At 71.4% G+C, this 22,405-nt stretch carries 22 protein-coding genes; 17 read left to right on the plus strand and 5 right to left on the minus strand.

Annotated elements, in window-relative coordinates; all coding sequences use genetic code 11:
• From M3C17_RS01190 to M3C17_RS01235, 10 genes are all read left to right on the plus strand, one after another.
• Positions 1-987 (plus strand): permease prefix domain 1-containing protein, encoded by a 987-nt coding sequence (locus M3C17_RS01190; protein WP_259975800.1) that lies wholly within the window; start codon positions 1-3, stop codon positions 985-987.
• Positions 988-1,063: 76 nt separating this feature from the next.
• Complete coding sequence (locus M3C17_RS01195; protein ID WP_259975801.1) at positions 1,064-1,984, plus strand: 1,4-dihydroxy-2-naphthoyl-CoA synthase; 921 nt, start codon at positions 1,064-1,066, stop codon at positions 1,982-1,984.
• An 18-nt stretch (positions 1,985-2,002) separates the two neighbouring features.
• Positions 2,003-3,154: an AMP-binding protein gene (locus tag M3C17_RS01200; protein ID WP_259975803.1), complete on the plus strand. Its 1,152-nt coding sequence runs from the start codon at positions 2,003-2,005 to the stop codon at positions 3,152-3,154.
• A 39-nt stretch (positions 3,155-3,193) separates the two neighbouring features.
• Positions 3,194-3,985, plus strand: coding sequence for a class I SAM-dependent methyltransferase (locus M3C17_RS01205; RefSeq protein WP_259975805.1), 792 nt, complete (start codon positions 3,194-3,196; stop codon positions 3,983-3,985).
• A 55-nt stretch (positions 3,986-4,040) separates the two neighbouring features.
• Positions 4,041-5,225: a sensor histidine kinase gene (locus M3C17_RS01210; protein WP_259975806.1), complete on the plus strand. Its 1,185-nt coding sequence runs from the start codon at positions 4,041-4,043 to the stop codon at positions 5,223-5,225.
• Positions 5,222-5,857 (plus strand): response regulator transcription factor, encoded by a 636-nt coding sequence (locus M3C17_RS01215; RefSeq protein WP_259975807.1) that lies wholly within the window; start codon positions 5,222-5,224, stop codon positions 5,855-5,857. Before M3C17_RS01210 ends, M3C17_RS01215 begins: the two co-directional genes overlap by 4 nt.
• Before the next feature lie 103 nt (positions 5,858-5,960).
• The gene (locus M3C17_RS01220) at positions 5,961-6,722 is read left to right on the plus strand and encodes an ABC transporter ATP-binding protein (protein WP_259975808.1); all 762 of its coding nucleotides are present in this window, start codon (positions 5,961-5,963) and stop codon (positions 6,720-6,722) included.
• Complete coding sequence (locus tag M3C17_RS01225; RefSeq protein ID WP_259975810.1) at positions 6,719-8,179, plus strand: ABC transporter permease; 1,461 nt, start codon at positions 6,719-6,721, stop codon at positions 8,177-8,179. The genes M3C17_RS01220 and M3C17_RS01225 overlap by 4 nt, the downstream gene beginning before the upstream one ends.
• A gap of 18 nt (positions 8,180-8,197) precedes the next feature.
• Positions 8,198-8,857, plus strand: coding sequence for a 2-phosphosulfolactate phosphatase (locus M3C17_RS01230; RefSeq protein ID WP_259975812.1), 660 nt, complete (start codon positions 8,198-8,200; stop codon positions 8,855-8,857).
• 25 nt (positions 8,858-8,882) lie between these two features.
• Positions 8,883-9,359: a DUF3054 domain-containing protein gene (locus tag M3C17_RS01235; RefSeq protein WP_259975813.1), complete on the plus strand. Its 477-nt coding sequence runs from the start codon at positions 8,883-8,885 to the stop codon at positions 9,357-9,359.
• 138 nt (positions 9,360-9,497) lie between these two features.
• Here the strand turns inward: M3C17_RS01235 and M3C17_RS01240 are convergent, their stop codons facing one another.
• The 4 genes from M3C17_RS01240 to M3C17_RS01255 form a co-directional block, all read right to left on the minus strand.
• On the minus strand, positions 9,498-9,986 hold the full coding sequence (locus M3C17_RS01240) for a SprT-like domain-containing protein (protein WP_259975815.1): 489 nt from the start codon (positions 9,984-9,986) through the stop codon (positions 9,498-9,500).
• A 67-nt stretch (positions 9,987-10,053) separates the two neighbouring features.
• Complete coding sequence (locus M3C17_RS01245; RefSeq protein WP_259975816.1) at positions 10,054-10,581, minus strand: hypothetical protein; 528 nt, start codon at positions 10,579-10,581, stop codon at positions 10,054-10,056.
• Between the two features lie 80 nt (positions 10,582-10,661).
• On the minus strand, positions 10,662-11,522 hold the full coding sequence (locus tag M3C17_RS01250) for a spermidine synthase (RefSeq protein WP_259975817.1): 861 nt from the start codon (positions 11,520-11,522) through the stop codon (positions 10,662-10,664).
• 33 nt (positions 11,523-11,555) lie between these two features.
• Positions 11,556-12,818 carry an LCP family protein gene (locus M3C17_RS01255; RefSeq protein ID WP_259975818.1) on the minus strand — a complete coding sequence of 421 codons (1,263 nt, stop codon included), beginning with the start codon at positions 12,816-12,818 and terminating at the stop codon, positions 11,556-11,558.
• A gap of 150 nt (positions 12,819-12,968) precedes the next feature.
• Here M3C17_RS01255 and M3C17_RS01260 point away from each other — a divergent pair, with 150 nt between their 5' ends.
• From M3C17_RS01260 to M3C17_RS01280, 5 genes are read left to right on the plus strand one after another with little or no spacing between them, the layout of a single operon-like run.
• Positions 12,969-14,258, plus strand: a complete 1,290-nt coding sequence (locus tag M3C17_RS01260) for a sugar ABC transporter substrate-binding protein (RefSeq protein WP_259975819.1) — start codon at positions 12,969-12,971, stop codon at positions 14,256-14,258.
• Positions 14,259-14,273: 15 nt separating this feature from the next.
• A complete protein-coding gene (locus tag M3C17_RS01265) occupies positions 14,274-15,248 on the plus strand; it encodes a carbohydrate ABC transporter permease (protein WP_259975820.1) in 975 nt (324 codons plus the stop codon).
• The gene (locus M3C17_RS01270; protein ID WP_136032291.1) at positions 15,245-16,078 is read left to right on the plus strand and encodes a carbohydrate ABC transporter permease; all 834 of its coding nucleotides are present in this window, start codon (positions 15,245-15,247) and stop codon (positions 16,076-16,078) included. The genes M3C17_RS01265 and M3C17_RS01270 overlap by 4 nt, the downstream gene beginning before the upstream one ends.
• Complete coding sequence (locus tag M3C17_RS01275) at positions 16,075-17,586, plus strand: glycoside hydrolase family 3 protein (RefSeq protein ID WP_259975822.1); 1,512 nt, start codon at positions 16,075-16,077, stop codon at positions 17,584-17,586. Before M3C17_RS01270 ends, M3C17_RS01275 begins: the two co-directional genes overlap by 4 nt.
• A gap of 14 nt (positions 17,587-17,600) precedes the next feature.
• Positions 17,601-18,470 carry a MurR/RpiR family transcriptional regulator gene (locus M3C17_RS01280; protein WP_259975823.1) on the plus strand — a complete coding sequence of 290 codons (870 nt, stop codon included), beginning with the start codon at positions 17,601-17,603 and terminating at the stop codon, positions 18,468-18,470.
• A 13-nt stretch (positions 18,471-18,483) separates the two neighbouring features.
• On the opposite strand, the gene M3C17_RS01285 is transcribed toward M3C17_RS01280, so the two are convergent.
• A complete protein-coding gene (locus M3C17_RS01285; protein ID WP_259975824.1) occupies positions 18,484-19,404 on the minus strand; it encodes a sugar kinase in 921 nt (306 codons plus the stop codon).
• A gap of 167 nt (positions 19,405-19,571) precedes the next feature.
• Here M3C17_RS01285 and M3C17_RS01290 point away from each other — a divergent pair, with 167 nt between their 5' ends.
• Both M3C17_RS01290 and M3C17_RS01295 read left to right on the plus strand, forming a co-directional pair.
• The gene (locus tag M3C17_RS01290; RefSeq protein ID WP_259975825.1) at positions 19,572-21,245 is read left to right on the plus strand and encodes an ABC transporter substrate-binding protein; all 1,674 of its coding nucleotides are present in this window, start codon (positions 19,572-19,574) and stop codon (positions 21,243-21,245) included.
• Positions 21,246-21,389: 144 nt separating this feature from the next.
• The gene (locus tag M3C17_RS01295; protein WP_259975827.1) at positions 21,390-22,394 is read left to right on the plus strand and encodes an ABC transporter permease; all 1,005 of its coding nucleotides are present in this window, start codon (positions 21,390-21,392) and stop codon (positions 22,392-22,394) included.
• Positions 22,395-22,405: the final 11 nt, after the last annotated feature.

Here is a 22,405-nt window from a genome sequence, read left to right on the forward strand (position 1 = left end):
ATGACCGCCACGAACACGCTCACCGAGCGCTACATCAGCGCGACCGTCCGGAGCCTGCGTCCCGAGGCGCAGGACGACGTGCGCGCCGAGCTCGAAGCCTCCATCGCCGACGCCGTGGAAGCGCGCATCGAGCTCGGGGAGGATCCCGCGACCGCGGAGCGCGCGGCCCTCACGGCCCTGGGTGACCCCGGCATCCTCGCCGCCGGGTACGCCGAGCGGCCCCTGCACCTGATCGGTCCGCGCTACTACCTCGCCTGGTGGCGGCTGCTGAAGGTGCTGCTCCTGATCGTGCCGGTGTGCGTGCTTGGCGGGGTCGCGCTCGGGCAGACGATCGCCAACGCCCCGATCGGAGAGATCATCGCCTCCGCCGTGGTCGCGACGGGCGGCTCGATCGTGCACATCTGCTTCTGGACGACCCTGGTGTTCGTCATCCTCGAACGCTCCGGCACCGACACCGGCGTGCGCTGGGACGTCGATCAGCTGCCTGACACCGCCGACGACGGCGCGGGACGCAACGAGCTGATCGCGTCGCTGGTGTTCCTCGGACTCGCGGTCGGCGCGCTGCTCTGGGATCGGCTCCGCGGCTTCGTCGTCATCGAGGGCGACGCGCTTCCCATCCTGAACCCGCAGCTGTGGCCCTGGGGCATCGGCGTCCTGTTCCTGCTGATCGCGGCCGAAGCCGTGTTCGCGATCGTGCTCTACCGCCGCCGCGGGTGGAACACCGCACTCGCCGTGGTCAACACCGTGCTCGCCGTCGCCTTCCTCGCCTGGACGCTCGTGCTGCTGGTGCGTGGCGAGCTGGTGAACCTGGACTTCCTCGCGCACATCGTCGCGGCGGGCGGCGAAGGGTTCGCCGCCGGCGACGCCGAGGCCGCCGACGAGGGCGGGGTGTTCCGCATCCTCGCCGTGCTGCTCGGCTTCGGCATCGCGATCGGCGTCGGGTGGGACATCGTCGACGGATGGCGCAAGGCCCGTCGCAACCGCTGAACGGCGACCGGCACGAGCGCCCGCCCCTCGGGGTGGGCGCTCTCGCCACGCGCCCCGCGGGAATAGGCTGGATCCCGTGACCGAAGCCTTCGTCTCCGACCTGTTCGACCCGGCAGTGTGGCAGCTCGCGCCCGGCGCCGAGCACTACACCGACATCACTGCGCACGTCAGCCGTGACGGCGGCGTCGCCCGGGTCGCGTTCGACCGGCCGGAGGTGCGCAACGCCTTCCGTCCGCACACCGTCGACGAGCTCTACCGCGCGCTCGACATCGCCAGGCAGGACGCGCGGATCGGGGCCGTCCTGCTCACGGGCAACGGCCCGAGCCCGAAGGACGGCGGGTGGGCGTTCTGCTCCGGCGGGGACCAGCGCATCCGCGGCCGCGACGGCTACAAGTACTCCGACGCCGAGACCGCCGTGGTCAGCGGCGCCTCCGCAGCCGCCGTCGGACGGCTGCACATCCTCGAGGTGCAGCGGCTCATCCGCTTCATGCCGAAGGTCGTCATCGCCGTCGTCCCCGGGTGGGCCGCGGGCGGCGGGCACTCTCTGCACGTGGTGTGCGACCTGACCATCGCCTCGGCCGAGGAAGCCCGGTTCAAGCAGACGGATGCCGACGTCGGCAGCTTCGACGCCGGCTACGGCTCCGCCTACATGGCCCGTCAGACCGGGCAGAAGTTCGCGCGCGAGGTGTTCTTCCTCGCCGAGGAGTACTCGGCCCAGCGCGCCTACGAGGCCGGTGCCGTGAACCGCGTCGTGCCGCACGCCGAGCTGGAGCGCGAGGCGCTGAAGATGGCGCACACCGTGCTCACCAAGTCGCCCACCGCGATCCGCATGCTGAAGTTCGCGTTCAACGCGGTCGACGACGGGCTGGTCGGCCAGCAGGTGTTCGCGGGCGAGGCGACCCGCCTGGCCTACGGCACCGACGAGGCCGTGGAGGGGCGCGACTCCTTCCTCGAGAAGCGCGACCCCGACTGGTCCTCCTTCCCCTGGCACTACTGAGCGTCGAGCGAGCCGACCGTGACCGCCCTCATCCCGACCGATGCGGAGGACATCGCGCTGCTGCAGACGGCCCTCCGTCGGGCTCTCGACGGCGGTGACGCGCTGGGGTTCGGGATGCTCGACGACGCCCCCGCACGGGTGGCGGACGGCATCGCGGCGGTCATCGCGACCTCCGGGTCGAGCGGCGTGCCCAAGAGGGTCGCGCTGAGCGGCGAGGCGCTGCGCTCCAGCGCCGAGGCGACCGCCGCGCGCATCGGCAGCGGCCGCTGGCTGCTGGCCCTGCCGGCCGGCTATGTCGCGGGGCTGCAGGTGATGGTGCGATCGATCCTCGCCGGCACCGAGCCCACGCGCCTCAGCGGACGATTCTCGCCGGTGACGTTCGCGGAGGCCACGCTGGAGATGCTGCGGCCCGCGGGCGGCGTCGTGCCCGAGCTGTACACCTCGCTCGTGCCCGCGCAGGTCGCGTCGCTCCTGGACGCGGCGGACGACACCGCCGTGCGCGCGGCCCTGCGGGCGTATCGGGCGATCCTCGTGGGAGGACAGTCCCTCCCGGAGCCGCTGCGGGAGCGCGCGGCCGAGCTGGGTGTGCGGCTCGTGCGCACGTACGGCTCCACCGAGACCAGCGGCGGCTGCGTCTACGACGGACGGCCGCTCGACACGGTCGCGGTGCGCGCGGTGGACGGCGAGCTGCGGATCGCGGGACCCCTGCTCGCGGAGGGCTACCTCGGCGACGGCGCGCTCACGGCTCGCACGTTCCTGCACGACGAGCACGGCATCCGGTGGTACCGCACGGGTGACCTCGGGCTCGTGGAGGACGGCGTCGTCCGCGTGCACGGTCGTGCCGACAACGTCATCGTCTCGGGCGGCATCAACGTCTCGCTCGACAGGGTGGAGCGGATCGTGCGCGCGGTGCCCGGACTGCATCAGGCCGTGGTGGTCGGGGTCGACGACGAGCGCTGGGGAGAGGGGTCCGTGATCGTGGCGGCACGCGGGGAGAGCCTGCGCCGCAGCGAGTCCGAGCAGCTCGCTCACGCGAGGGAGGCGGTCGAGGCCGAAATCGGCAAGCACGCCAGACCCGCGCGCCTCATCCTGGTCGACGAGCTCGCGGTGCTGCCGTCCGGCAAACCCGACCGCGAAGCCATCCGCCGCACGGTCGCCGAGCTCCGCTGAGCGTGCGGGAACGGTCGTACGGACTGCCAGACTGAGCGCATGGCCTCGTACACGCACGGACACCACGAATCCGTCCTCCGCTCGCACAGCGTGCGCGACATCGGCAACTCGGCCGCGTACCTCCGTCCGCACCTGACGCCGCAGACCCGCCTGCTCGACGTGGGGGCGGGCCCCGGCAGCATCACGGTCGACTTCGCCCGCGTCGTGCAGCACGTCACCGCGACCGAGATCGACGAGGCCGCGCTGTCGCTCTCCCGCGGCCTCGCGGCCGAGCGGGGTCTTGCGAATGTCGACTTCAGCGTGGAGGACGTGCACGCGCTCAGCTTCGCCGACGACTCCTTCGACGTGGTGCACGCCCATCAGGTGCTGCAGCACGTCGCCGACCCCGTCCAGGCGCTGCGGGAGATGCGGAGGGTCGCACAGCCGGGCGGGCTCGTGGCCGCGCGCGACGCCGACTACGCGGGCTTCCTGTGGTTCCCGATGCTGCCGGCGCTCGACCACTGGCTCGACCTGTACCGGCGGGCGGCGCGGGCGAACGGCGGGGAGCCGGACGCCGGGAGACGGCTGCTGTCCTGGGCCCGCGCCGCGGGGTTCACCGAGGTCACCGCCACCGCGTCGACCTGGTGCTACGCCACGCCGGAGGAGCGCGCCTGGTGGGGCGGCATGTGGGCCGAGCGGATCCTGGAATCCGCCCTGGCGCGACAGCTCGTGGACCAGGGCATGGCCACGGCGGACGACCTGCGCGACATCAGCGAGGCGTGGAGACGATGGGCGGACGACGGCGACGGCTGGTACCTCGTGCCGCACGGCGAGATCCTCGCGCGCGCCTGAGCGGATACATCCCGCGACGGATGCCGCGCACGGCATGCTCGCGTAGCGTGGGGGAGTGATCCGCCCGCTGTCCCGCACCGCGCTGATCCTCGACATCGTCGGGGCGGCCCTGCTGTTCGTGCTGCTCACGCCGCTATCCGTGGTGTTCTACGCGCCGCAGCCGGCGGACACCACCGGGGTCTCGGCCTTCGGCGTGAGCGCGATCGTCGTGGCCGGCGTGTTCATGTTCGGCGGTGTGGCGATCGGGCGTCTCGCCCCGGGGATCGGACTCGCCGCTGCCTGGGCGGGCGCGATCGTGCAGATGCTCGGCGGTTTCGGGCCGCTTCCCATCGACTTCGCGATCCTGCTGGTGCTGTACGCCACCTCGGCCTGGGGCACGCGACGGGTGCTGTGGTGGGGCTTCGGGTCGGTGATCGCCGGCGGCATCATCGCCGCCGCGTTCATGGTGTTCGTCGGGGGAGTGTCGTTCGGGACGGGAACCGGCTGGGAGCTGGTGACGGGCGGCACGCTGCTGCTCGCGGCATCGATCATGGCGCTCGGCTTCGCCTGGGTGTGCGGTCTGCTCTGGCGCGTGGTGCTGCGTGCGCGACGGACGCGCTCCGCGCAGCTGCAGGCCGAGGCCCTCGCCGCGGAGGAGCAGGAGCGGGTGCGCATCGCCCGCGACATGCACGACATCGTGGCGCACTCGCTGGCGGTCGTGATCGCTCAGGCCGATGGCGCCCGCTATGCCGCGGCCGTCGAGCCGGAGATCGCGACGGAGGCTCTGGGCACGATCGCGCAGACGGCACGGGGCGCGCTCAGCGACGTGCGGATGCTGCTGACACAGCTGCGTCACCGGCAGGGCGACGGCCCGCAGCCGACCCTGGCCGACCTCGAAGCGCTGTTCGCGCAGGTGCGGCAGGCGGGCATCGAGCCCCGCGTCACGGTCGACCCGATGCCGCCCGGAGAGCCGCCCGGCGCGATCCAGCTCGCCGTCTACCGCATCCTGCAGGAGGCTCTCACCAACGCCATCCGTCACGGCGACGGCGCGGTCGACGTGCACCTGGCGTGGCTGCCCGACCGCGTGGACCTGGAGGTGCGCAACACCGTGCGGGCCGACGCGCCGCCGTCCGCACCGGGCGGCCATGGTCTGATCGGCATGCGCGAACGGGCGCAGCTCGTGGGCGGTAGTCTGCACACCGAGCGCCGTGGTGCGCAGTTCGTCGTCCAGAGCAGCCTGCCGATCGGAGCCCCCCAGTGATCAGAGTCGTGCTCGTCGACGACCAGGCGCTGTTCCGTGCGGGCATCCGCATGCTCGTGGCGTCGCAGCCCGATCTCGAGGTGGTGGGCGAGGCGGGAGACGGCCGCGAGGCCCTCGACGTGGTCGCGCGGACGCGGCCCGACGTGGTGCTGATGGACATCCGCATGCCGGTCATGGACGGACTCACGGCCACCGCCGAGATCCTGTCCGGTCCGCAGCCGCCGCGCGTCGTGATGCTGACCACGTTCGACCTGGACGAGGCCGCGGCCAGGGCGATACGCCAGGGCGCGAGCGGCTTCCTCCTCAAGGACGCCGACCCGGAGTTCCTGCTCGCGGCCATCCGCACGGTGCACGCGGGGTCGAGCGTGATCGCGGCCGCCGCGACCCGTGAGCTGTTCGAGCACTTCGCGGAGGCCCCCAAGCCGGTGCCGCCGCGGTACGCCGAGCTGACGGATCGCGAGCGGGAGATCTTCGCGCTGGCGGCTCGCGGACTGTCGAACGCGGAGATCGCGGCGCGGGAGTTCCTGAGCGAGGCGACCGTGAAGACCCACATCAGCCGCATCCTGACGAAGCTCGCCCTGCGCGACCGGGTGCAGCTGGTGGTGTTCGCCTTCGAGCACGGTCTCGCCTGAGGGCGACCGCCCCGGAGGCGGCCCGAGGATCATCCTTGCGATGTATCGGGATGCTCCCGGCGGGCGACGCGCCGGCACGGACCACGGAAATAGCGTCGAAGGCATGGAGATCACGACCAGCGACCTCGGGCTCGCCGCCCGCGTCCAGCACCTGAAGAAGACGTACGGCTCTGGCGAGGGCACGGTCCGCGCGCTCGACGACGTCAGCGTCGGCATCCGCCGCGGCCAGTTCACGGCCATCATGGGCCCGTCCGGATCGGGCAAGTCCACGCTCATGCACATCATGGCCGGGCTCGACAGCCCCACAGAGGGTCGCGCCTGGATCGGCGACACCGAGATCACGGGTCTCGGCGACCTCGACCTGACGCTGCTGCGGCGGCGGCGCGTCGGCTTCATCTTCCAGGCGTTCAACCTGGTTCCGACGCTCGACGCCCTCGGCAACATCCTGCTTCCGTTCGAGCTCGACGGTCGTCGGCCGAGCGCGATCGAGCGTGCCCGCATCGACGGTCTGATCGAGACGCTCGGCCTCGGCGCGCGCCTCGGGCACCGCCCGCACCAGCTCTCCGGCGGCCAGCAGCAGCGCGTCGCCATCGCGCGGGCCCTGGCGACCGCCCCCGACCTGGTGTTCGCCGACGAGCCCACCGGGAACCTCGACTCGCAGACCGGCCGCGAGGTGCTGCGCCTGCTGGCGAGCGCGAGCCGCGAGCACGGGCAGTCGATCGCGATGGTGACACACGACGCGATCGCCGCCAGCCACGCCGACCGTGTGCTGTACCTCGGCGACGGACGCATCGTGGCCGACCACCCGCGGCAGACCGCCGAGCAGATCTCCGCGTACCAGCTCGCCGCGGAGGTGGCGGCGTGAGCGCCGTCGCCGCGGTCGTCCCCGAGACCAGGGCGACGGGGCCGCGTCTGGCCTGGCTGAAGGACCGCGGCATGGGGGCGAGCATCCTCGTGGCGGCGCTGTCGGCGGCCTTCGGCGTGTTCCTCGTCGAGATCACCGCATACATCGGCGCGGTACTGCAGGCCGATCCGTTCATCGGCGACAGCGGCACGCTCGCGGTCGTCGTCGCGATCCTCTCGGTGCTGCTGACGGCGGTGGCCATGTACGTGGCGGCCATCGTCACGGCGAACACGTTCTCCACGATCATCGCCGGACGCACCAGGCAGATCGCGCTCATGCGGCTCATCGGCGCCACGGCGCGGGCCCAGCGCGCCCAGGTCGGCCGACAGGGCATGATCGTCGGAGTGATCGGCGCCGTCGCGGGGCTTCTCGCCGGGCTGCTGCTCTCGGCAGCGGCGGTGCAGATCGGCGGGCAGCTGGTCACGCACGCGCCCACCGGCTTCTCGCTCATGCAGCCCGCGCTGGTGCTGCCCGCCATCGGCGTCGCGCTCACGACGTGGGCGGCCGCGTGGGTCGGCTCACGGCGCGTCCTCGCGGTGACCCCGCTGCAGGCGCTCGGTGGCGCGGTGGAGCGCACGCACGACGAGGTCTCGGGCAAGAGCGGGCGCCACATCGGCGCCTGGATCCTGCTGGCCTCCGGTGTGGCGCTGCTCGCCGGCGGCGTGCTGCTCGGGCTCGTCACCCCGCTCGGAGTGGTCGTGGCGTTCTTCGGCGGCGTGCTCTCGTTCACCGGCCTCGCGGTGGGATCGGTGCTCTTCATGCCGCCCGTGCTGCGGCTCGTCGGCCGGATGTTCGGCTCCAGCGCGACGGCGCGGCTCGCGGCGGAGAACGCGCTGCGCTACCCCGAGCGGTCCTCGCGCATGGCGATCGGCGTGGTGATGGGCGTGACGCTCGTGACGATGTTCGCGGTCGCGCTGGAGTCGGCCAAGCGACTGATGACCAGCCAGACCACGGAGGAGATCCCGCCGGAGTTCTTCGCCCCGTTCGACGCGTTCGCGGCGGTGATGATGGTTCTCGTGGCCGTGTCGGCGGTGATCGCCGCGGTCGGCCTGGTCAACCTGCTCACGATCGGGGTCGTGCAGCGCCGCCGTGAGCTGGGGTTGCTGCGCTCGATCGGCCTGTCCAACGGGCAGGTGCGCCGGATGGTGCTGCTCGAGGCCACGCACATCACGGTCGCGGCGACCCTGACCGGACTCGTCCTCGGCGTCACCTACGGGTGGATCGCGGCGCAGTCGCTGCTGGGCTCGGTGCCCACGCTGCCCGAGTTCACCCCGGCCGGGCTGATCGCCCCGCAGGTGCCGTGGCTCCCGGTCGCGATCATCGTGGCGGCGACAGCGCTGCTCACACTCGTGGCTGCCGCGACCCCGACCCGCCTGGCCACCCGGGTGGCTCCGGTCGAGGCGCTCGCCGCCGACTGACGGCTCTAGGCTGGACGGATGCCGTCGCCGTTCGATCAGTCCCCGTACCAGGTCCGTCTCGACTGGGGGGTGGCTGGTCTCGAGCGGCTCGCCCCGGCGGATGTCGTGGTGGTGGTGGACGTGCTGCGCTTCTCCTCCACCGTGACGGACGCCGTGGCGGGCGGCACCGCGGTGCCCCTGGCGGATGCGCTCGCCTGGTCGCGGAACGGGGCGGCGGTCGCGGCCGCTGCTCCGGCGGATGCCACCGTGCTCCTCGGGTCGATCCGCAACGCGGGCGCGGTGGCGCGTGCGGTCCAGACGGTGCAGGAGCGGCGGCAGGCCCGCACGGCGGTCGCGCTGATCGCGGCGGGCGAGCTCGACGCGACAGGCGAGCTGCGGTTCGCGGTCGAGGATCAGCTCGGCGCGGGCGCTGTCGCCGCAGCGCTCACCGACCTGGGCATCGACCACACCGCCCCGGATGCGGCGGTCGCGGCCGAGGGCTTCCGCGCACTGCGCCGGGCGCTCCGTCACCTGATCGGGGCCACCGGCTCCGGGCGCGAACTGCAGGAGGGCGTCGCGGCGACGGCGCGCATCGAGGCCGCGGGGATCGTGCCCACAAGCACGGTCGACGCGGCCCTCCTCGACGCGGTGGATGCGGTCCCCGTGCTGCGCGACGGGCGGTTCACGCGCTTCGAGTGACCGTGGTTGCGCATAGGGTCGTGACATGAGATTCCTCCCCGCTCTCATCGTCGACGCTCTTCTCGTCCTGGTCTTCGCCGCCATCGGCCGCGCCTCGCACCAGGAGGACCCGGCGGGCTTCCTGCTCACCGCCTGGCCCTTCCTCGTGGCCCTGGTGGTGGGCCATCTGCTGGCGCTGCTGCTGCCGGGGCGCCCGCGACGCCCGTGGTCCCTGCTGTGGGGCGCTGTCGTCTGGATCGTGACCGTGGCCGGGGGGATGCTGGTGCGGGTGCTCAGCGGCGACACGGCCGAGACGCCGTTCATCATCGTGGCCGCGGTGGTGCTCGCCGTGTTCCTGCTGGGCTGGCGCGGGATCGCGGCGCTCGTCCGACGGCTGCGGGGCGGTCCGGCCGAGCCCCTCACCGCGCCCGGCGCGCCCGTCGAGCCCGTCGAGCCGGAGTCGCGGGCCGGCGGTCCGGACGCGCACGACGACCCGACGCCGGCGCGCGACGGCGACGCCTGACCCGGGGACGCCACTGGCCCGAGCCCGCACGCCTCCCCGACGATGGCGCGGCGACGGCGATCATGGCGCGTTGCGGCCGGCGCACGGCGGCGACGATGGCGCTCTGCAGACGCGGCGGCGGCGGTGCCGGAGCCGCACTCAGCGGGGGAGCTGTGCGGCGAGCCGTGCGTCTGACGTGATCTCGCGGCGCGTCCAGGCGAACAGGTGCCGGGAGTCGAACGTGCGCGAGCATCGGGCGCAGGACGTCGCCCGCGTCGGGCGTCGATGCCGGTAGGCGACGTGCCCGGCGGGGCAGTGCCCGACCCACGGAGCGAGCTCCACGGCGGTCTCGCCGTGGTGCGTGGTGCCGCCGACGTAGCCGAGGTCACGGGCGATGCGCTTCCAGGCCGGCCCGTGGGCCGCGGTGTGGCCGGCGAGGGCATGGGCCACCTCGTGCAGCAGCACCTGATGGATGTCGTCGTCGTCGAAGCGCGCTGCCAGGTAGCGGGACACGGTGATCCGCTTGTTCGTGTAGTCGCACTGCCCCGCGCGACGCTTGGCATGGTCGAAGCCGAAGGACCAGCTGTCGTCCAGATGCAGTCGGATCAGTGCTTCGCCCCAGACGCGCACTCGGTCAAGTTCCGCCATGGGCTCAGGGTAAGCCATGCGGCGGACATCGGGGCGTCGCCGCCTCGGGTCGTCTCCGGTCGTCCGGTCAGCCCGCGATGAGCTGCGGAGGCCGACGACGCTCGGCGGCCTCGATGGCGAGCAGTGCCGTCTCCAGCTCGCTGTCGGCGGCTCCGGACTCCCGGCGCAGGAACAGCGACTGCTTGAAGCTCTCCCGCGCGGTGTCGTAGTCGCCGGCGTCGTAGGCGTTCTTGCCGTGGTGCTGGTAGGCGAACGCGGCGATCGAGAGCCAGCGCTGGCCCTCGGCCTCGGTCGCGCAGGTGGCGAGCTCCTGTTCGGCGGCGGCGTGCGCGCCACGGTACTGGAGGATCGTGGCGTGCAGCACGCGGGCGCGCAGCACATCCCGGCGCGTGCCGGCCATGCGGGCCTGGCGCACGGTCTCCTCGGCGAGGACGAGCGCCTCGTCGAGCCGGCCGAGCACCTTCAGCAGCCAGACGCGCTCGAGCAGCGCCGGCAGGCTGCGCTGCGACTCGATCTCGGACAGGCGGGCGGTGCACTCATCGAGATCGACCAGTTCGCGGAGGGTCTCCTGGTCGTATCCCCGGATCAAACTCATTGCTCTCCTTCCGAAGCGTCCCCGCCTTGTCCCCGTCCAGTGTGCCTGCCGCTCGCGCCGTCGTCGGGGCGGCGCGCCTGTCAGCGCAGGAACAGCGAGGCGTCGGGTCGCGGGGAGGCGACGGCGTCGGCGTCGGTGACGACGCGCGCGCCCTGGAGGAAGGCGCGGACCTCCGCGCCCTGGGCGATCTTGGCCGGATGGGGACCCGCCGCGAGCACCCGCGGTAGCCACTCCGTCGGCAGGGGGACGGCGGACGCGGCGAGCACGAGGTTCCCGAAGCGCCGCCCCCTGAGCACCTGCGTGTCGGCGAGCACCGCGAGCTCCGGCAGCACCTCGGCGACCGTGGCGGCCTGGCGCCGAGCGAAGGCGAGTCCCGGTCCGTCGGCGACGTTCACCAGCAGGACTCCGCCGGGCGCGAGCAGCGCGGAGAGCTCGCGGTAGAACTCCACGCTCGTGAGGTGCGCGGGGGTCTGCGCGCCCGAATACACGTCCGACACCACCAGGTCGCACCGGCCGTGCAGAGCGGAGGGAAGGCGTGTGACGCCCTCCCTCGCGTCGCCGATGCGGATCCGGATGGAGGAGCCCTTGGGCAGCGGGAGGTGCTCGCGCACGAGCTGGGCGAGGGGGGCTTCCAGTTCGATCACCTGCTGCCGGGACCCCGGTCGCGTCGCGTCGATGTAGCGCGGGATCGTGAGCGCCCCGGCGCCGAGGTGCACGGCGGTGAGCGGGCCGTCGGGCAGCTGGTCGATCACGGCGCCCATGCGCACGATGTACTCGAAGTGCAGGTGCGTGGGGTCGTCGAGGTCGACGTGGGACTGCGGGGTGTCGTCGACGACGAGCTCGTACCCGCTCGTGAACTCCGAGGGCACGATACGCACGATGCCGCCGTGGTCGAGGCGGGTCTGCGGATGGTCGGCCTCCCGCGTGCGCATCCGTCCCATGCGATCGAGCCTACGCCGTGGCGCCGGGGCGGATCAGCGCTGGTTGCCGACCGCGCAGGTCTCCTGCTCCAGGGTCTGGCCTGACACCTCGGGCGGCAGCGTGGCCCGCGGCGCAGGAGCCTCCGTCGCGTTCGGGTCGGGGGTGGCGGGGGCCTCGGGCGTGCCGGGGGCGGGTGTCACGAGCTCCACACCGCGATGCGTCGCCACGTCGCCGGTCAGCTGCAGCGGCTCGCCCGACGCGATCGCGGCCCACAGCTCGGCGGCTGCGGCCTCGTTCGGCACCACGTGGTCGTCGTCGTCCGGGTCGACCACGTTCGGGTACTGCACGAACACGAAGTCGCTGAAGGGCACGTCCTTGAGCGCGAGGGCCAGCTGGGCGAGGCGGAGCGGATCGTTCAGCGACTCGCTCGGGTCGATGTTGTCGGCCACGGCGTTCGCGATGCGCAGCACCTTCGGGACGTCGGTGAGCGTCTCCTCGCTGAGCACCTTCTTCGCGAGGCGTGACATGTACTGCTGCTGGTTGGAGATGCGCGCGAGGTCGCTCTCGTCGCCGACACCGTGCCGGGTGCGGATGAACTGCAGCGCCTCGACGCCGGAGACGGTGCGCATGCCCGGGGGCCAGTCGATGCCGGTCTGCCGGTCGCGGATGCCCTCTCCGGCGATGCACACCTCGACGCCGCCGATCGCATCGGTCACGGCCATCACACCGTCGAAGCTGATGGTCGCGGCGAACTCGATCGGGATGTCGCCGAGCGTGCTCACGGTCTTCGCGACGCAGGAGAGCCCGGCGTGCTCGAAGATCGCGTTCATGGGAGCCTTCGACATCGCCGAGGCGACGCTGCCGTCGGCGCGGGTGCACTCCGGCACCTCGACGCCCAGGTCACGGGGGAGGGAGACCACCGTCACGTTCCGGGGCGCCGCCGACACGTGCACGAGCAGGTTCACGTCGTTCCGGCGGAGGCCGTCCGCCTCCTCGCAGCGTTCGGCGAAGAGCTCGGTCGCGCGCTCCCCGCACTCGTCGGTGCCGACGATGAGGATGCTGAACGCCTTGTCGTCGGGGTAGGCGCCGATGCTGGGCGGATCCACCTCCGGAGCTCCCTCCAGCGCGACGGCGCCGTCTCCGACCCGGTTGAAGAGGTCGACGACGAGGAAGGTGCCGACCCCGATCACCGCGACCAGGACCACGGCGAGGGCGATGCCGAGGAAGCGGAGCAGAGAGGACGCGGCGCTGGGCGTGCGCTGCGGCGCGTGCTTGGCGGCGGCAGGGCGTTGGGTGCGAGATCCGCGACGGGGCATGGGCGGAGCCTACCCGGCGCGCCTGATGTTACGGCGGTGTGACGATTCTGGGAGGAACTTGCAGGCAATTAGTTAGTCGTGGATACTTTTTCCTATCCCCCGGTCTGCACCCGATGCCTACCTGGACTTTTTCAAAGAGGAGATCCCTTCATGCACAAGCGCATTCTTCCGGCAGTGGCGCTCGGCGCCGCCGCCACGATCGCCCTGGCCGGCTGTGCCGGCGGAAGCGGCGACAACGGCTCGACCGACGGCAAGGGCGAAGAGCTCACCGTCTGGATCATGAAGGGGACCAACCCCGACGCCACCGCCTTCTACGACAAGGTCTCCGAGGCCTTCGAGGAGGAGACCGGCGCGAAGGTCACCATCGAGGAGATCCAGTGGGCGGACGCCCACGACCGCTTCGTGACCTCCATCGCCGGTGGCACGACGCCCGACATCGCCGAGACCGGCACCACCTGGACCGCAGAGTTCGCCGACGCCGGCGCGCTGCTGCCGATCGACGAGTACGTCGACGCCGAGAAGGGTCTGCGCGACGACCTGGTCGAGGGCCTCGAGGTCGCCGGCACGTACGAGGACGAGCTCTACGGCATGCCGTGGTACGCGGGCGTCCGCTCCATCGTCTACCGCACCGACGTGTTCGAGGAGCTCGGACTCGAAGCCCCGAAGACGTGGGACGACATCGTCGCCGCCGGTGAGGCCATCAAGGCCGCCAAGCCCGACATGCTGCCTTTCCCGGTCGCGGGCGACGCCGAGTTCCAGGTCTACCCCTGGGTCTGGGGCGCGGGCGGCGAGATCGCCACGAAGGACGGCGACACCTGGACCAGCGAGCTCGACAGCGCCGAGTCGCAGGCCGGCATCGAGTTCTACACAGGCCTCGCCACCGAGCACGGCTTCTCCTCCGCGGGGGCGACCACCTGGAAGGAGACCGACCTCCGTGACGCGTTCACGCAGGGCAACGTCGCCATGATGCTGTCCGGCTCGTGGACCCCGAACGCGCTCGTCGAGGCCAACCCCGAGCTCGAGGGCAAGATCGGCGCCGCGGTCATCCCCGGCCAGGACGGCGGCATCGCTCCGTCCGTGCTCGGCGGCTCGCACCTCTCGGTCTTCAACACCACGAAGAACGCCGACCTGGCGTGGGAGTTCGTCAAGCTCATGACCACCGGCGAGTTCGCCGAGCAGTGGTCGAACGAGACCGGCTACTTCCCGGGCGTGCAGTCCGCGATGGAGGAGGCCCTGGCCTCGACCGACCCGCTCGTGGCTCCGTTCGCCGAGCAGATGGTCGACGGCGGTGCGTCCGTCCCGGTCACGCCGAACTTCGGCGCCGTCCAGGCCAAGAAGACCACCAACGCCATGATCCAGGCCATCCTCAGCGGGCAGAAGGACGTCGCGACCGCGACGAAGGACGCCGCTGCGGAGATGACCGAACTGCTCAACCAGTAAGGAACCATTCCTTCCATGTCGATGGTGCAAGCGCCACTGCCGGCCACGAAGGCGGAGTCCACCTCCGCCTCCGTGGCCGGCGGCCGGAAGCGGCGGGGTCTCTCGCTCGTCACGGCCCGTCCCTGGCTCCTCCTGGCCCCCGGGCTGATCATCCTCGCGGTGCTCATGCTCTGGCCGCTCGTGCAGGTGTTCATCTACTCGCTGCAGGACTACGGTCTGCGCGAGATCAACACCGGCGAGAACAACTGGATCGGGCTGCAGAACTACGTCGAGGCGCTCACCGACCCGACCCTGTGGACGGTGGTGCTCCCCAACACGGTCGGCTTCGCGGCCGTCGCGGTGTTCACCACCGTCGCACTCGGCACCCTCGTCGCGCTGCTGCTGGCGCGACTGGGCACCGTGTGGCGCACCATCGTCTCCAGCTGCATCATGGTCGCGTGGGCGATGCCCGCCGTGACCGGCACCTACGTGTGGACGTTCATCTTCGACGCCGACCGCGGCATCTTCAACTCGGTGCTGCAGGACCTCGGCCTGATCGACGGTCAGGTCAACTGGTTCACCAACCAGTGGTCGTTCTACGCGATCGTGCTGCTGAACGTCGTCCACCACGGCTTCCCGTTCGTGGCGATCACCGTCCTCGCCGGCCTGCTCGGCGTCTCGAAGGAGATGCTCGAGGCGGCCGCCCTCGACGGCGCCGGCGCCTGGCGCCGCTTCTGGAAGATCATCTTCCCCACGCTCAAGCCCGTCTTCTCCGTCGTGATCATCCTGTCGACCATCTGGGACTTCAAGGTCTTCGCGCAGGTGTACCTGATGCCCGGCGGCAGCGGCGGCAACCGCCAGGTGCTCAACCTCGGCGTGTGGTCGTACGTGGAGTCCTTCGGGCAGAACCGCTACGGCTTCGGCGCGGCGCTCGCCGTGCTGCTCACCCTCGTGCTGATCGGCATCACGATCGTCTACATCCGCTCCCTCATGAAGGAGGACGAGCTGTGAACCCCCGCCCCAGGCTCCGGTCGCGCATCGGACTCGGCATCGGCGTCGCCGCCGTCCTGATCTTCACGCTGTTCCCCGTGTACTGGATGGTCTCCAGCGCCCTCGACGGCAAGGCCTCCAGCGGCGGCCAGTCGCTGCTGCCCCAGGAGTTCACGTTCGACAACTTCGCGTTCGTGCTCACGGAGGGCGGCTTCGGCACCTACCTGCGCAACTCGGCGATCGTGGCCCTGGTCACCGTGCTCGTCAGCGCGCTGGTGTGCCTGCTCGCGGCTGTCGCCGTCGCCCGCTTCCGCTTCAAGTTCCGCACCACGATCCTCATGATGATCCTCGTGGTGCAGATGGTGCCGCTCGAGGCGCTCGTCATCCCGCTGTTCCTCCAGGTGAAGAGCCTCGGGCTCCTGAACAGCATCATCGGCCTGATGGTCGTCTACGTGGCGCTGTCGCTCGCGTTCGGCATCTGGATGCTGCGCGGCTTCGTCGCCGCCGTGCCCGTCGAGCTGGAGGAGGCCGCGTACATCGACGGCGCCAGCTGGTGGCGCATGTTCCGCTCCGTGCTGCTGCCGCTGGTCATGCCCGGGCTCGTCGCGACCAGCATCTTCAGCTTCATCACCGCCTGGAACGAGTTCATCTTCGCGATGACCATCCTCGGCGCGCAGACCGACCAGTACACGGTCTCGATCGGACTCAAGTCGTTCTTCGGCCTGTACTCCAACGACTGGGGCAGCATCATGGCCGCGTCGACCATCATCACCGTGCCCGTGATGATCTTCTTCGTGATCGTCCAGCGCCGTCTCTCCGCCGGCATGGTGGCGGGAGCGGTGAAGGGATGACCGACGAGTTCGAGCGTCTCGCGAACGGCGTGCTGTGGCCCGGCTTCTTCGGCGCCGAGGCCCCGGAGTGGCTCCTGGCGGAACTGCGCGACGGTCTGGCCGGCGTCGTCTACTTCGGCCAGAACATCGGTGAGGGACTGCCCGCGCTGAGCGCGTCGATCCTCGCCGCGAACCCGGACGCCCTGATCGGCGTGGACGAGGAGGGCGGCAGCGTCACCCGCCTCGAATCCGCCACCGGCTCGACCCTTCCCGGGGCGACGCAGCTCGGCGCGCTGGACGACCTGATCGCCTCGGAGCGCACCGGCGCCGAACTCGCCAGGCGGGTCAGGGCGGTCGGCGCGAACGTCGTGCTCGGACCTGTCGCCGACGTGAACACCGATCCGCGCAACCCCGTCATCGGCGTGCGCTCCTTCGGCGCGGACGAGGCACTCGTGTCGCGGCACGTCGTCGCGACGGTCGACGGCATCCAGGACGGCGGCGTGGCCGCGTGCGTCAAGCACTTCCCCGGCCACGGCGACACCCACGTGGACTCGCACCACGCGCTGCCGGTCATCGCGACGGACGTCGAGGAGTACGAGCGGGTGCACCTGGAGCCGTTCCGCGCCGCGATCGAGGCGGGTGTGGACGCCATCATGACGGCGCACATCGTGGTCCCCGCGTGGGGCGAGGCCCCGGCGACGCTGAACCCGCGGGTGCTCGGCATGCTGCGCGAGACCGGCTTCGACGGCGTCATCATCACGGACGCGCTGGACATGGCGGCGATCCGCGAGACCGTCGGACTCGGCGGGGGAGCGGCTCTCGCCCTCGCCGCCGGCGCCGACCTGCTGTGCATCGGCAACCCGACCAATCCCGGCGAGGCCGCCCTTCCCGACCAGGACCTCCGCGACTTCCGCGCCGCGCGCGACGGGATCGTGGCGGCCCTGCGTGACGGCTCGCTGTCACGGGCCAGGGTCGAGGAGGCGGCCGGTCGCGTCGCCGCCCTCGCCGCGAAGCTGCGGGCGGCATCCGTGACCCCGCAGGTCGAGGAGGCCGCGTTCGACGCGGCCGACATCGCGCGGCGCGCTGTCTCCCTGGTCGGCGAGGCCCCGGCGACCGCCGAGGCGCTGTCCGTGGTCGACGCGCGACGCCGTTCCACGCTCGCGGTCGACAGTGCCGCCTCGTACGTGGCCAGTGCCCTCGCGGGCGACGGACTGCGCGTGCGGCTCGATGTGGCCTCGCGCTCGCAGGCCGAGCAGGACGAGGTGCTCGCCCAGGTCGCCGCGGACGCCGGCACCACGGTGATCCTGCTGGATCGGCCGGACGCCGACCCCGCGCAGCGGGCCCTCGTGGAGCGCGCGGCCGTGCGCGATCCCGGAGCCGTCGTCGTCAACGTCGGACTGCCCACCCGCACGCCGCTGCCGCTCCCCACCGTCGAGGTCGGCGCTGCGAGCCGGCTCGGCGCGCAGGCCGCCCGCGATGCGCTGCTCGGCCGCTTCACGCCGCGGCGGGGGACCACCAGCGCGGATTGAGACAGGATCAGCGCATGGACGACGACGTTCTCGCCACGGTGCGGCGCTCTCTGCCCAAGCTCAGCGCGGCGGAGAGCCGTGTCGCGGAGACCATCCTCGGCGACCCCACACTCGTGGTGGATCTGGCGATCAACGATCTGGCGAAGCTGTGCCGCACGTCGCTGTCCACGGTGGCCCGCTTCGCCCAGTCGCTCGGCTACAGCGGCTATCGGGAGCTGCGGGTCGCCGTGGCAAGGGCCGTCACGCTCGCCCAGGCGCAGCAGGCCCGCTTCGGTCTCGACACCACGGCGATCGACAGGGAGGACGGCCCGGCGGCGATCGCGGCCAAGCTCGCGGCGCAGGAGATCGACGCCATCGAGAAGACCGCGATGGCGCTGGACGAGCAGGCGCTGGACAGGGTCGCCGAGGCTCTCGCGGCCGCCAGGCACATCGACCTGTTCGGGCAGGCAGCGTCCTCGCTGACCGCGCAGGACCTGCAGCTCAAGCTCGCGCGCATCGGCTGCTCGGTCTCGCATTCTCCCGACCCGCACCTGGCGATCACGACGGCGTCGCTGCGCTGTCGTGAGGACGTCGCCGTCGCCTTCTCCCACGGGGGAGAGACGGCCGAGACCGTGCGGGCGCTGGAGGTGGCGCGGGATGCGGGGGCTCTCACCGTCGCCGTCACCAGCGCCTCCGACTCGCCCCTGGCCGCCGTCGCCGAGGTGGTGCTGCTCAGTCAGGCGCAGGAGTCGCCGTTCCGGATGGCGGCGATGTCGAGCCGCATCGCGCAGCTCGCGCTCATCGACGTGCTGTTCGTGCGGATCGTCCAGCTCCGCGGCGAACCGGTCGCGGTGTCGCTGCAGCGCACGCACGACGTGGTCCCTGCGCGGCGCGCACGCCCCTGAGTAGAGCCCGCGCTCAGTCCACGTGGTCGCGGGTGCTGCCGATCGCCCTGGTGGCGATGCGGTGCGCGCGGGCCAGGCTCCCGCCGAGCGACAGCCCCGTCAGCACGCCGGCGAGGAAACCAGCGGCGAAGGCGTCTCCGGCTCCGATCGTCTCCACCACGGGGGCGTCCAGCGCGTCGCTCTCGGTCCGCTCCGCACCGTCGAACGCCACGGCACCGGTGGGGTCGGTCACGACGAGGTACCGCGGCTCGGAGAAGCGCTCGCGCAGCGCCCGCGGGTCGCTCGTGCCGAACACCTCGTCGGCGTCGGGCCGCGTGCAGAACAGGATGTCGGCGCGATGCGCGAGGTCGGTCAGCAGCGCCTTCCCCTCGTCCTCCCGCCCGCGCCACAGGGCGGGGCGCCAGTTCAGGTCGAAACTGAGCAGTCGCGTGGCAGGGCGGTCGGCGAACAGCGCCTCCTGGGCGTCCCGCGCGGACGGGGACAGTGCCGGGGTGATCCCGCTGGTGTGCACGAGCGCCGCCTCGGCGAGGAGCCCGGCGGCGGCGGGCGTCGAGAGGGTCCGGGGTGACAGGGCGGCCGCGGCGGAGCCCGCCCGGTAGTAGTGCATCGTGCCCTCGACGGCGCCGTCCGCGCGCGGGGAGAGCTCCTTCACGTACAGCCCCGTCGGCGCCTCCTGGTCGACCTCGACCGCGCGGTCGTCCACGCCGTGCGCGCGCAGCTCCGCCGTGAGGAACCGTCCGAAGCCGTCGTCGCCCACGCGGGAGATCACGGCCGTCCGCACCCCGGCGGAGGCGAGCGCGATCGCCGTGTTCCACTCCGCTCCGGCGAGCGAGCGGTCGAACGTGCGGCATATCTCCAGTGCGCCGGCGGTGGCGGGGACGAGGGCGACCATGCCCTCGCCGAAGCAGATGGCGAGCGGGGCGGACTCTGGCACGGTGTCGACGCTACCGGATCCGCGGTCCCGCGCGTGTCGATACCGGATCGCAACCTGCGGGCATTTGGCATCTGGGAATCGGCTGGGTACCTTCGAGGAATCACCGTCTCCGGGGCGACGACGCCCCGGGAACGCGCAACGAAGCGCCCGACAGGGAAGGTCACACAATGCACCAGTCAGCCATGCGTCGGCGAGGGATCGTCGCCGTCACCGGAGCGACCATCGCCGCTCTCGCACTCGCGGGATGCGTCGCGAGCGAGCGCGGCGACAACGGCTCGGAGGGCTCGGGAGACGTCGACGGCACGTTCGTGTTCGCCGCGTCGTCCGACCCGGCCAGCCTCGACCCCGCCTTCGCCCAGGACGGCGAGACGTTCCGCGTCTCCCGCCAGATCTTCGAGGGTCTGGTCGGCACCGAGCCCGGCACCGCCGACCCCGCCCCGCTGCTCGCCGAGTCGTGGGAGTCGTCGGAGGACGGCATGTCGCACACCTTCGCGCTGAAGGAGGGCGTCACGTTCCACGACGGCACCCCGTTCAACGCGGAGGCCGTCTGCTACAACTTCGACCGCTGGTACAACTGGACGGGCCTGGCCGCCTCCGAGGCGTTCGGCTACTACTACAACAAGCTCTTCAAGGGCTACGCCTCCAACCCGGCGGACGCCGTCTACAAGTCGTGCGCGCCGGACGGCGAGAACTCGGTCACGATCGAGCTGAACAAGCCGTTCGCCGGCTTCATCGCCTCGCTGTCGCTGCCCGCGTTCGGCATGCAGAGCCCCTCCGCGATGGAGGAGTTCGGCGCGGACGAGGTCGCGGGCTCCGCCGAGGCGCCGCAGCTCTCCGAGTACGCCATGGGCCACCCGGTGGGCACCGGTCCCTACAAGTTCGACGAGTGGGCGCCGGGCGAGCAGGTCACGCTGAGCGCCTACGACGACTACTGGGGCGAGTCCGGTCAGGTGGACGAGATCATCTTCCGCACGATCGACGACCCGACGGCCCGCCGTCAGGCGCTCGAGTCCGGGTCGATCGACGGCTACGACCTCGTCGGCCCCGCCGACACCAAGGCGCTCGAGGACGACGGGTTCACGATGGTCTCCCGCCCGCCGTTCACGATCCTCTACCTCGCCTTCAACCAGGCGGTCCCCGAGCTGCAGGACCCGAAGGTGCGCGAGGCGCTGTCATACGCGGTCGACAAGGACGCCCTGATCAGCCAGGTGCTGCCGGAGGGCACGCAGAAGGCCACGCAGTTCGTGCCCGAGGTCGTCAACGGCTACAACCCCGACGTCACGACGTACGACTACGACCCCGAGAAGGCCAAGGCGCTGCTCGCCGAGGCGGGCTACGACGAGGCCAACCCGCTGAAGCTCACCTTCAACTACCCGGTCAACGTCTCCCGTCCGTACATGCCGGACCCCGAGCAGATCTTCACCGTGCTGTCCTCGCAGCTGTCCGAGGTCGGCGTGGAGACCACGCCGGTCTCCGAGGAGTGGGTGGAGTACCTCGACCGCACGACTGGCACGTCCGACCACGGCATCCACCTGCTCGGCTGGACCGGTGACTACAACGACACCGACAACTTCGTGGGTGTGTTCTTCGGCCAGCAGAGCTCCGAGTGGGGCTTCGACAACCCGGAGCTGTTCCAGAAGCTGACCGAGGCTCGCGGCGTCTCCAACCTCGACGAGCAGACCGCGCTCTACGAGGACATCAACGAGATGGTCGCGGAGTTCATCCCCGGCGTCCCGCTCGCGCACCCGGCGCCGACCCTGGCGTTCGACCCGCGCGTGGAGAGCTACCCGGCCAGCCCGGTGAACGACGAGGTCTTCACGGACATCGTCCTCACCAAGTAACGGCGTCGGGTACCGTCCGACCGCACGACGAGTCGGGCGGGGCGACGAGACGGGGCGCAGCGACCTGCGGGCCGCTGCGCTCCGTCTCCGCCCCGCTCGCTCGGCGGGCGATCGGGCGCACCCTCCGACCATCGGAGATCTCTTTTGCTGCGCACCATCGGCAGGCGACTGCTGTTCCTCATCCCCACCCTGTTCGGGCTCAGCATCCTGCTGTTCGCCTGGGTCAGGGCCCTCCCCGGCGGCCCCGCGGTCGCCCTCCTCGGCGAGAAGGCCACCCCGGAGGCCATCGCCAGGGTCAACGAGCTGTACGGCTTCAACAAGCCGCTCATCGAGCAGTACTTCATCTGGGTCACCCGGCTCCTGCAGGGTGACTTCGGCACCTCGATCCAGACGAACCGTCCGGTGACCGAAGAGTTCATGCGCCGCTTCCCCGCGACGCTCGAGCTCAGCGTGATGGCGCTCATCTTCGCGGTGGGCATCGGCATCCCGCTCGGGTACTGGGCGGCCAGACGGCACGGCAAGTTCACCGACCACGCCTCGGTGGTGCTGAGCCTGATCGGCATCACGATCCCGGTGTTCTTCCTGGCGTTCATCCTCAAGTACGTCTTCGCGGTGCAGCTGGGCTGGCTGCCGTCGGACGGACGCCAGAACCCTCGAATAGATGCGACGCATCCCACGGGCTTCTACGTGTGGGACGGCATCATCACCGGGGAGTTCGACGCGGCGTGGGACGCGATCCTGCATCTGATCCTCCCCGCGCTGGCACTCGGCACCATCCCGCTCGCGATCATCGTCCGCATCACGCGGGCGAGCGTGCTGGAAGTACAGAACGCCGACTACGTGCGCACCGGCCGCGCGAAGGGCGTGGGTTCGTCGACCCTGCGCAGCCGCTTCATCCTCCGCAACGCCATGCTCCCGGTCATCACGACGATCGGCCTGCAGACGGGTCTGCTCATCTCGGGGGCGGTGCTCACCGAGACGGTGTTCGCGTTCCCCGGCATCGGGTCTTTCCTGGCCAGGGCGATCTTCACGCGGGACTTCCCCGTGCTCCAAGGGTTCATCATCTTCATCGCCATCGCGTACGCGCTGATCAACCTGGCGGTCGATGTCTCCTACAGCTTCATCGATCCGAGAGTGCGGGTGCAGTGATGTCCCTCCTC

The organism is Microbacterium sp. p3-SID336 (assembly GCF_025143365.1).
Classification (GTDB): Bacteria; Actinomycetota; Actinomycetes; order Actinomycetales; family Microbacteriaceae; genus Microbacterium.

What these genes read in the sequence shown, in the direction of transcription:
- M3C17_RS01190 (WP_259975800.1), top strand. Translation starts at nt 1, where the DNA reads ATGACCGCCACGAACACGCTCACCGAGCGCTACATCAGCGCGACCGTC.
- M3C17_RS01205 (WP_259975805.1), top strand. Translation starts at nt 3,194, where the DNA reads ATGGCCTCGTACACGCACGGACACCACGAATCCGTCCTCCGCTCGCAC.
- M3C17_RS01220 (WP_259975808.1), top strand. Translation starts at nt 5,961, where the DNA reads ATGGAGATCACGACCAGCGACCTCGGGCTCGCCGCCCGCGTCCAGCAC.
- M3C17_RS01230 (WP_259975812.1), top strand. Translation starts at nt 8,198, where the DNA reads ATGCCGTCGCCGTTCGATCAGTCCCCGTACCAGGTCCGTCTCGACTGG.
- M3C17_RS01235 (WP_259975813.1), top strand. Translation starts at nt 8,883, where the DNA reads ATGAGATTCCTCCCCGCTCTCATCGTCGACGCTCTTCTCGTCCTGGTC.
- M3C17_RS01240 (WP_259975815.1), bottom strand. Translation starts at nt 9,986, where the DNA reads ATGGCGGAACTTGACCGAGTGCGCGTCTGGGGCGAAGCACTGATCCGA.
- M3C17_RS01245 (WP_259975816.1), bottom strand. Translation starts at nt 10,581, where the DNA reads ATGAGTTTGATCCGGGGATACGACCAGGAGACCCTCCGCGAACTGGTC.
- M3C17_RS01250 (WP_259975817.1), bottom strand. Translation starts at nt 11,522, where the DNA reads ATGGGACGGATGCGCACGCGGGAGGCCGACCATCCGCAGACCCGCCTC.
- M3C17_RS01255 (WP_259975818.1), bottom strand. Translation starts at nt 12,818, where the DNA reads ATGCCCCGTCGCGGATCTCGCACCCAACGCCCTGCCGCCGCCAAGCAC.
- M3C17_RS01260 (WP_259975819.1), top strand. Translation starts at nt 12,969, where the DNA reads ATGCACAAGCGCATTCTTCCGGCAGTGGCGCTCGGCGCCGCCGCCACG.
- M3C17_RS01265 (WP_259975820.1), top strand. Translation starts at nt 14,274, where the DNA reads ATGTCGATGGTGCAAGCGCCACTGCCGGCCACGAAGGCGGAGTCCACC.
- M3C17_RS01275 (WP_259975822.1), top strand. Translation starts at nt 16,075, where the DNA reads ATGACCGACGAGTTCGAGCGTCTCGCGAACGGCGTGCTGTGGCCCGGC.
- M3C17_RS01280 (WP_259975823.1), top strand. Translation starts at nt 17,601, where the DNA reads ATGGACGACGACGTTCTCGCCACGGTGCGGCGCTCTCTGCCCAAGCTC.
- M3C17_RS01290 (WP_259975825.1), top strand. Translation starts at nt 19,572, where the DNA reads ATGCACCAGTCAGCCATGCGTCGGCGAGGGATCGTCGCCGTCACCGGA.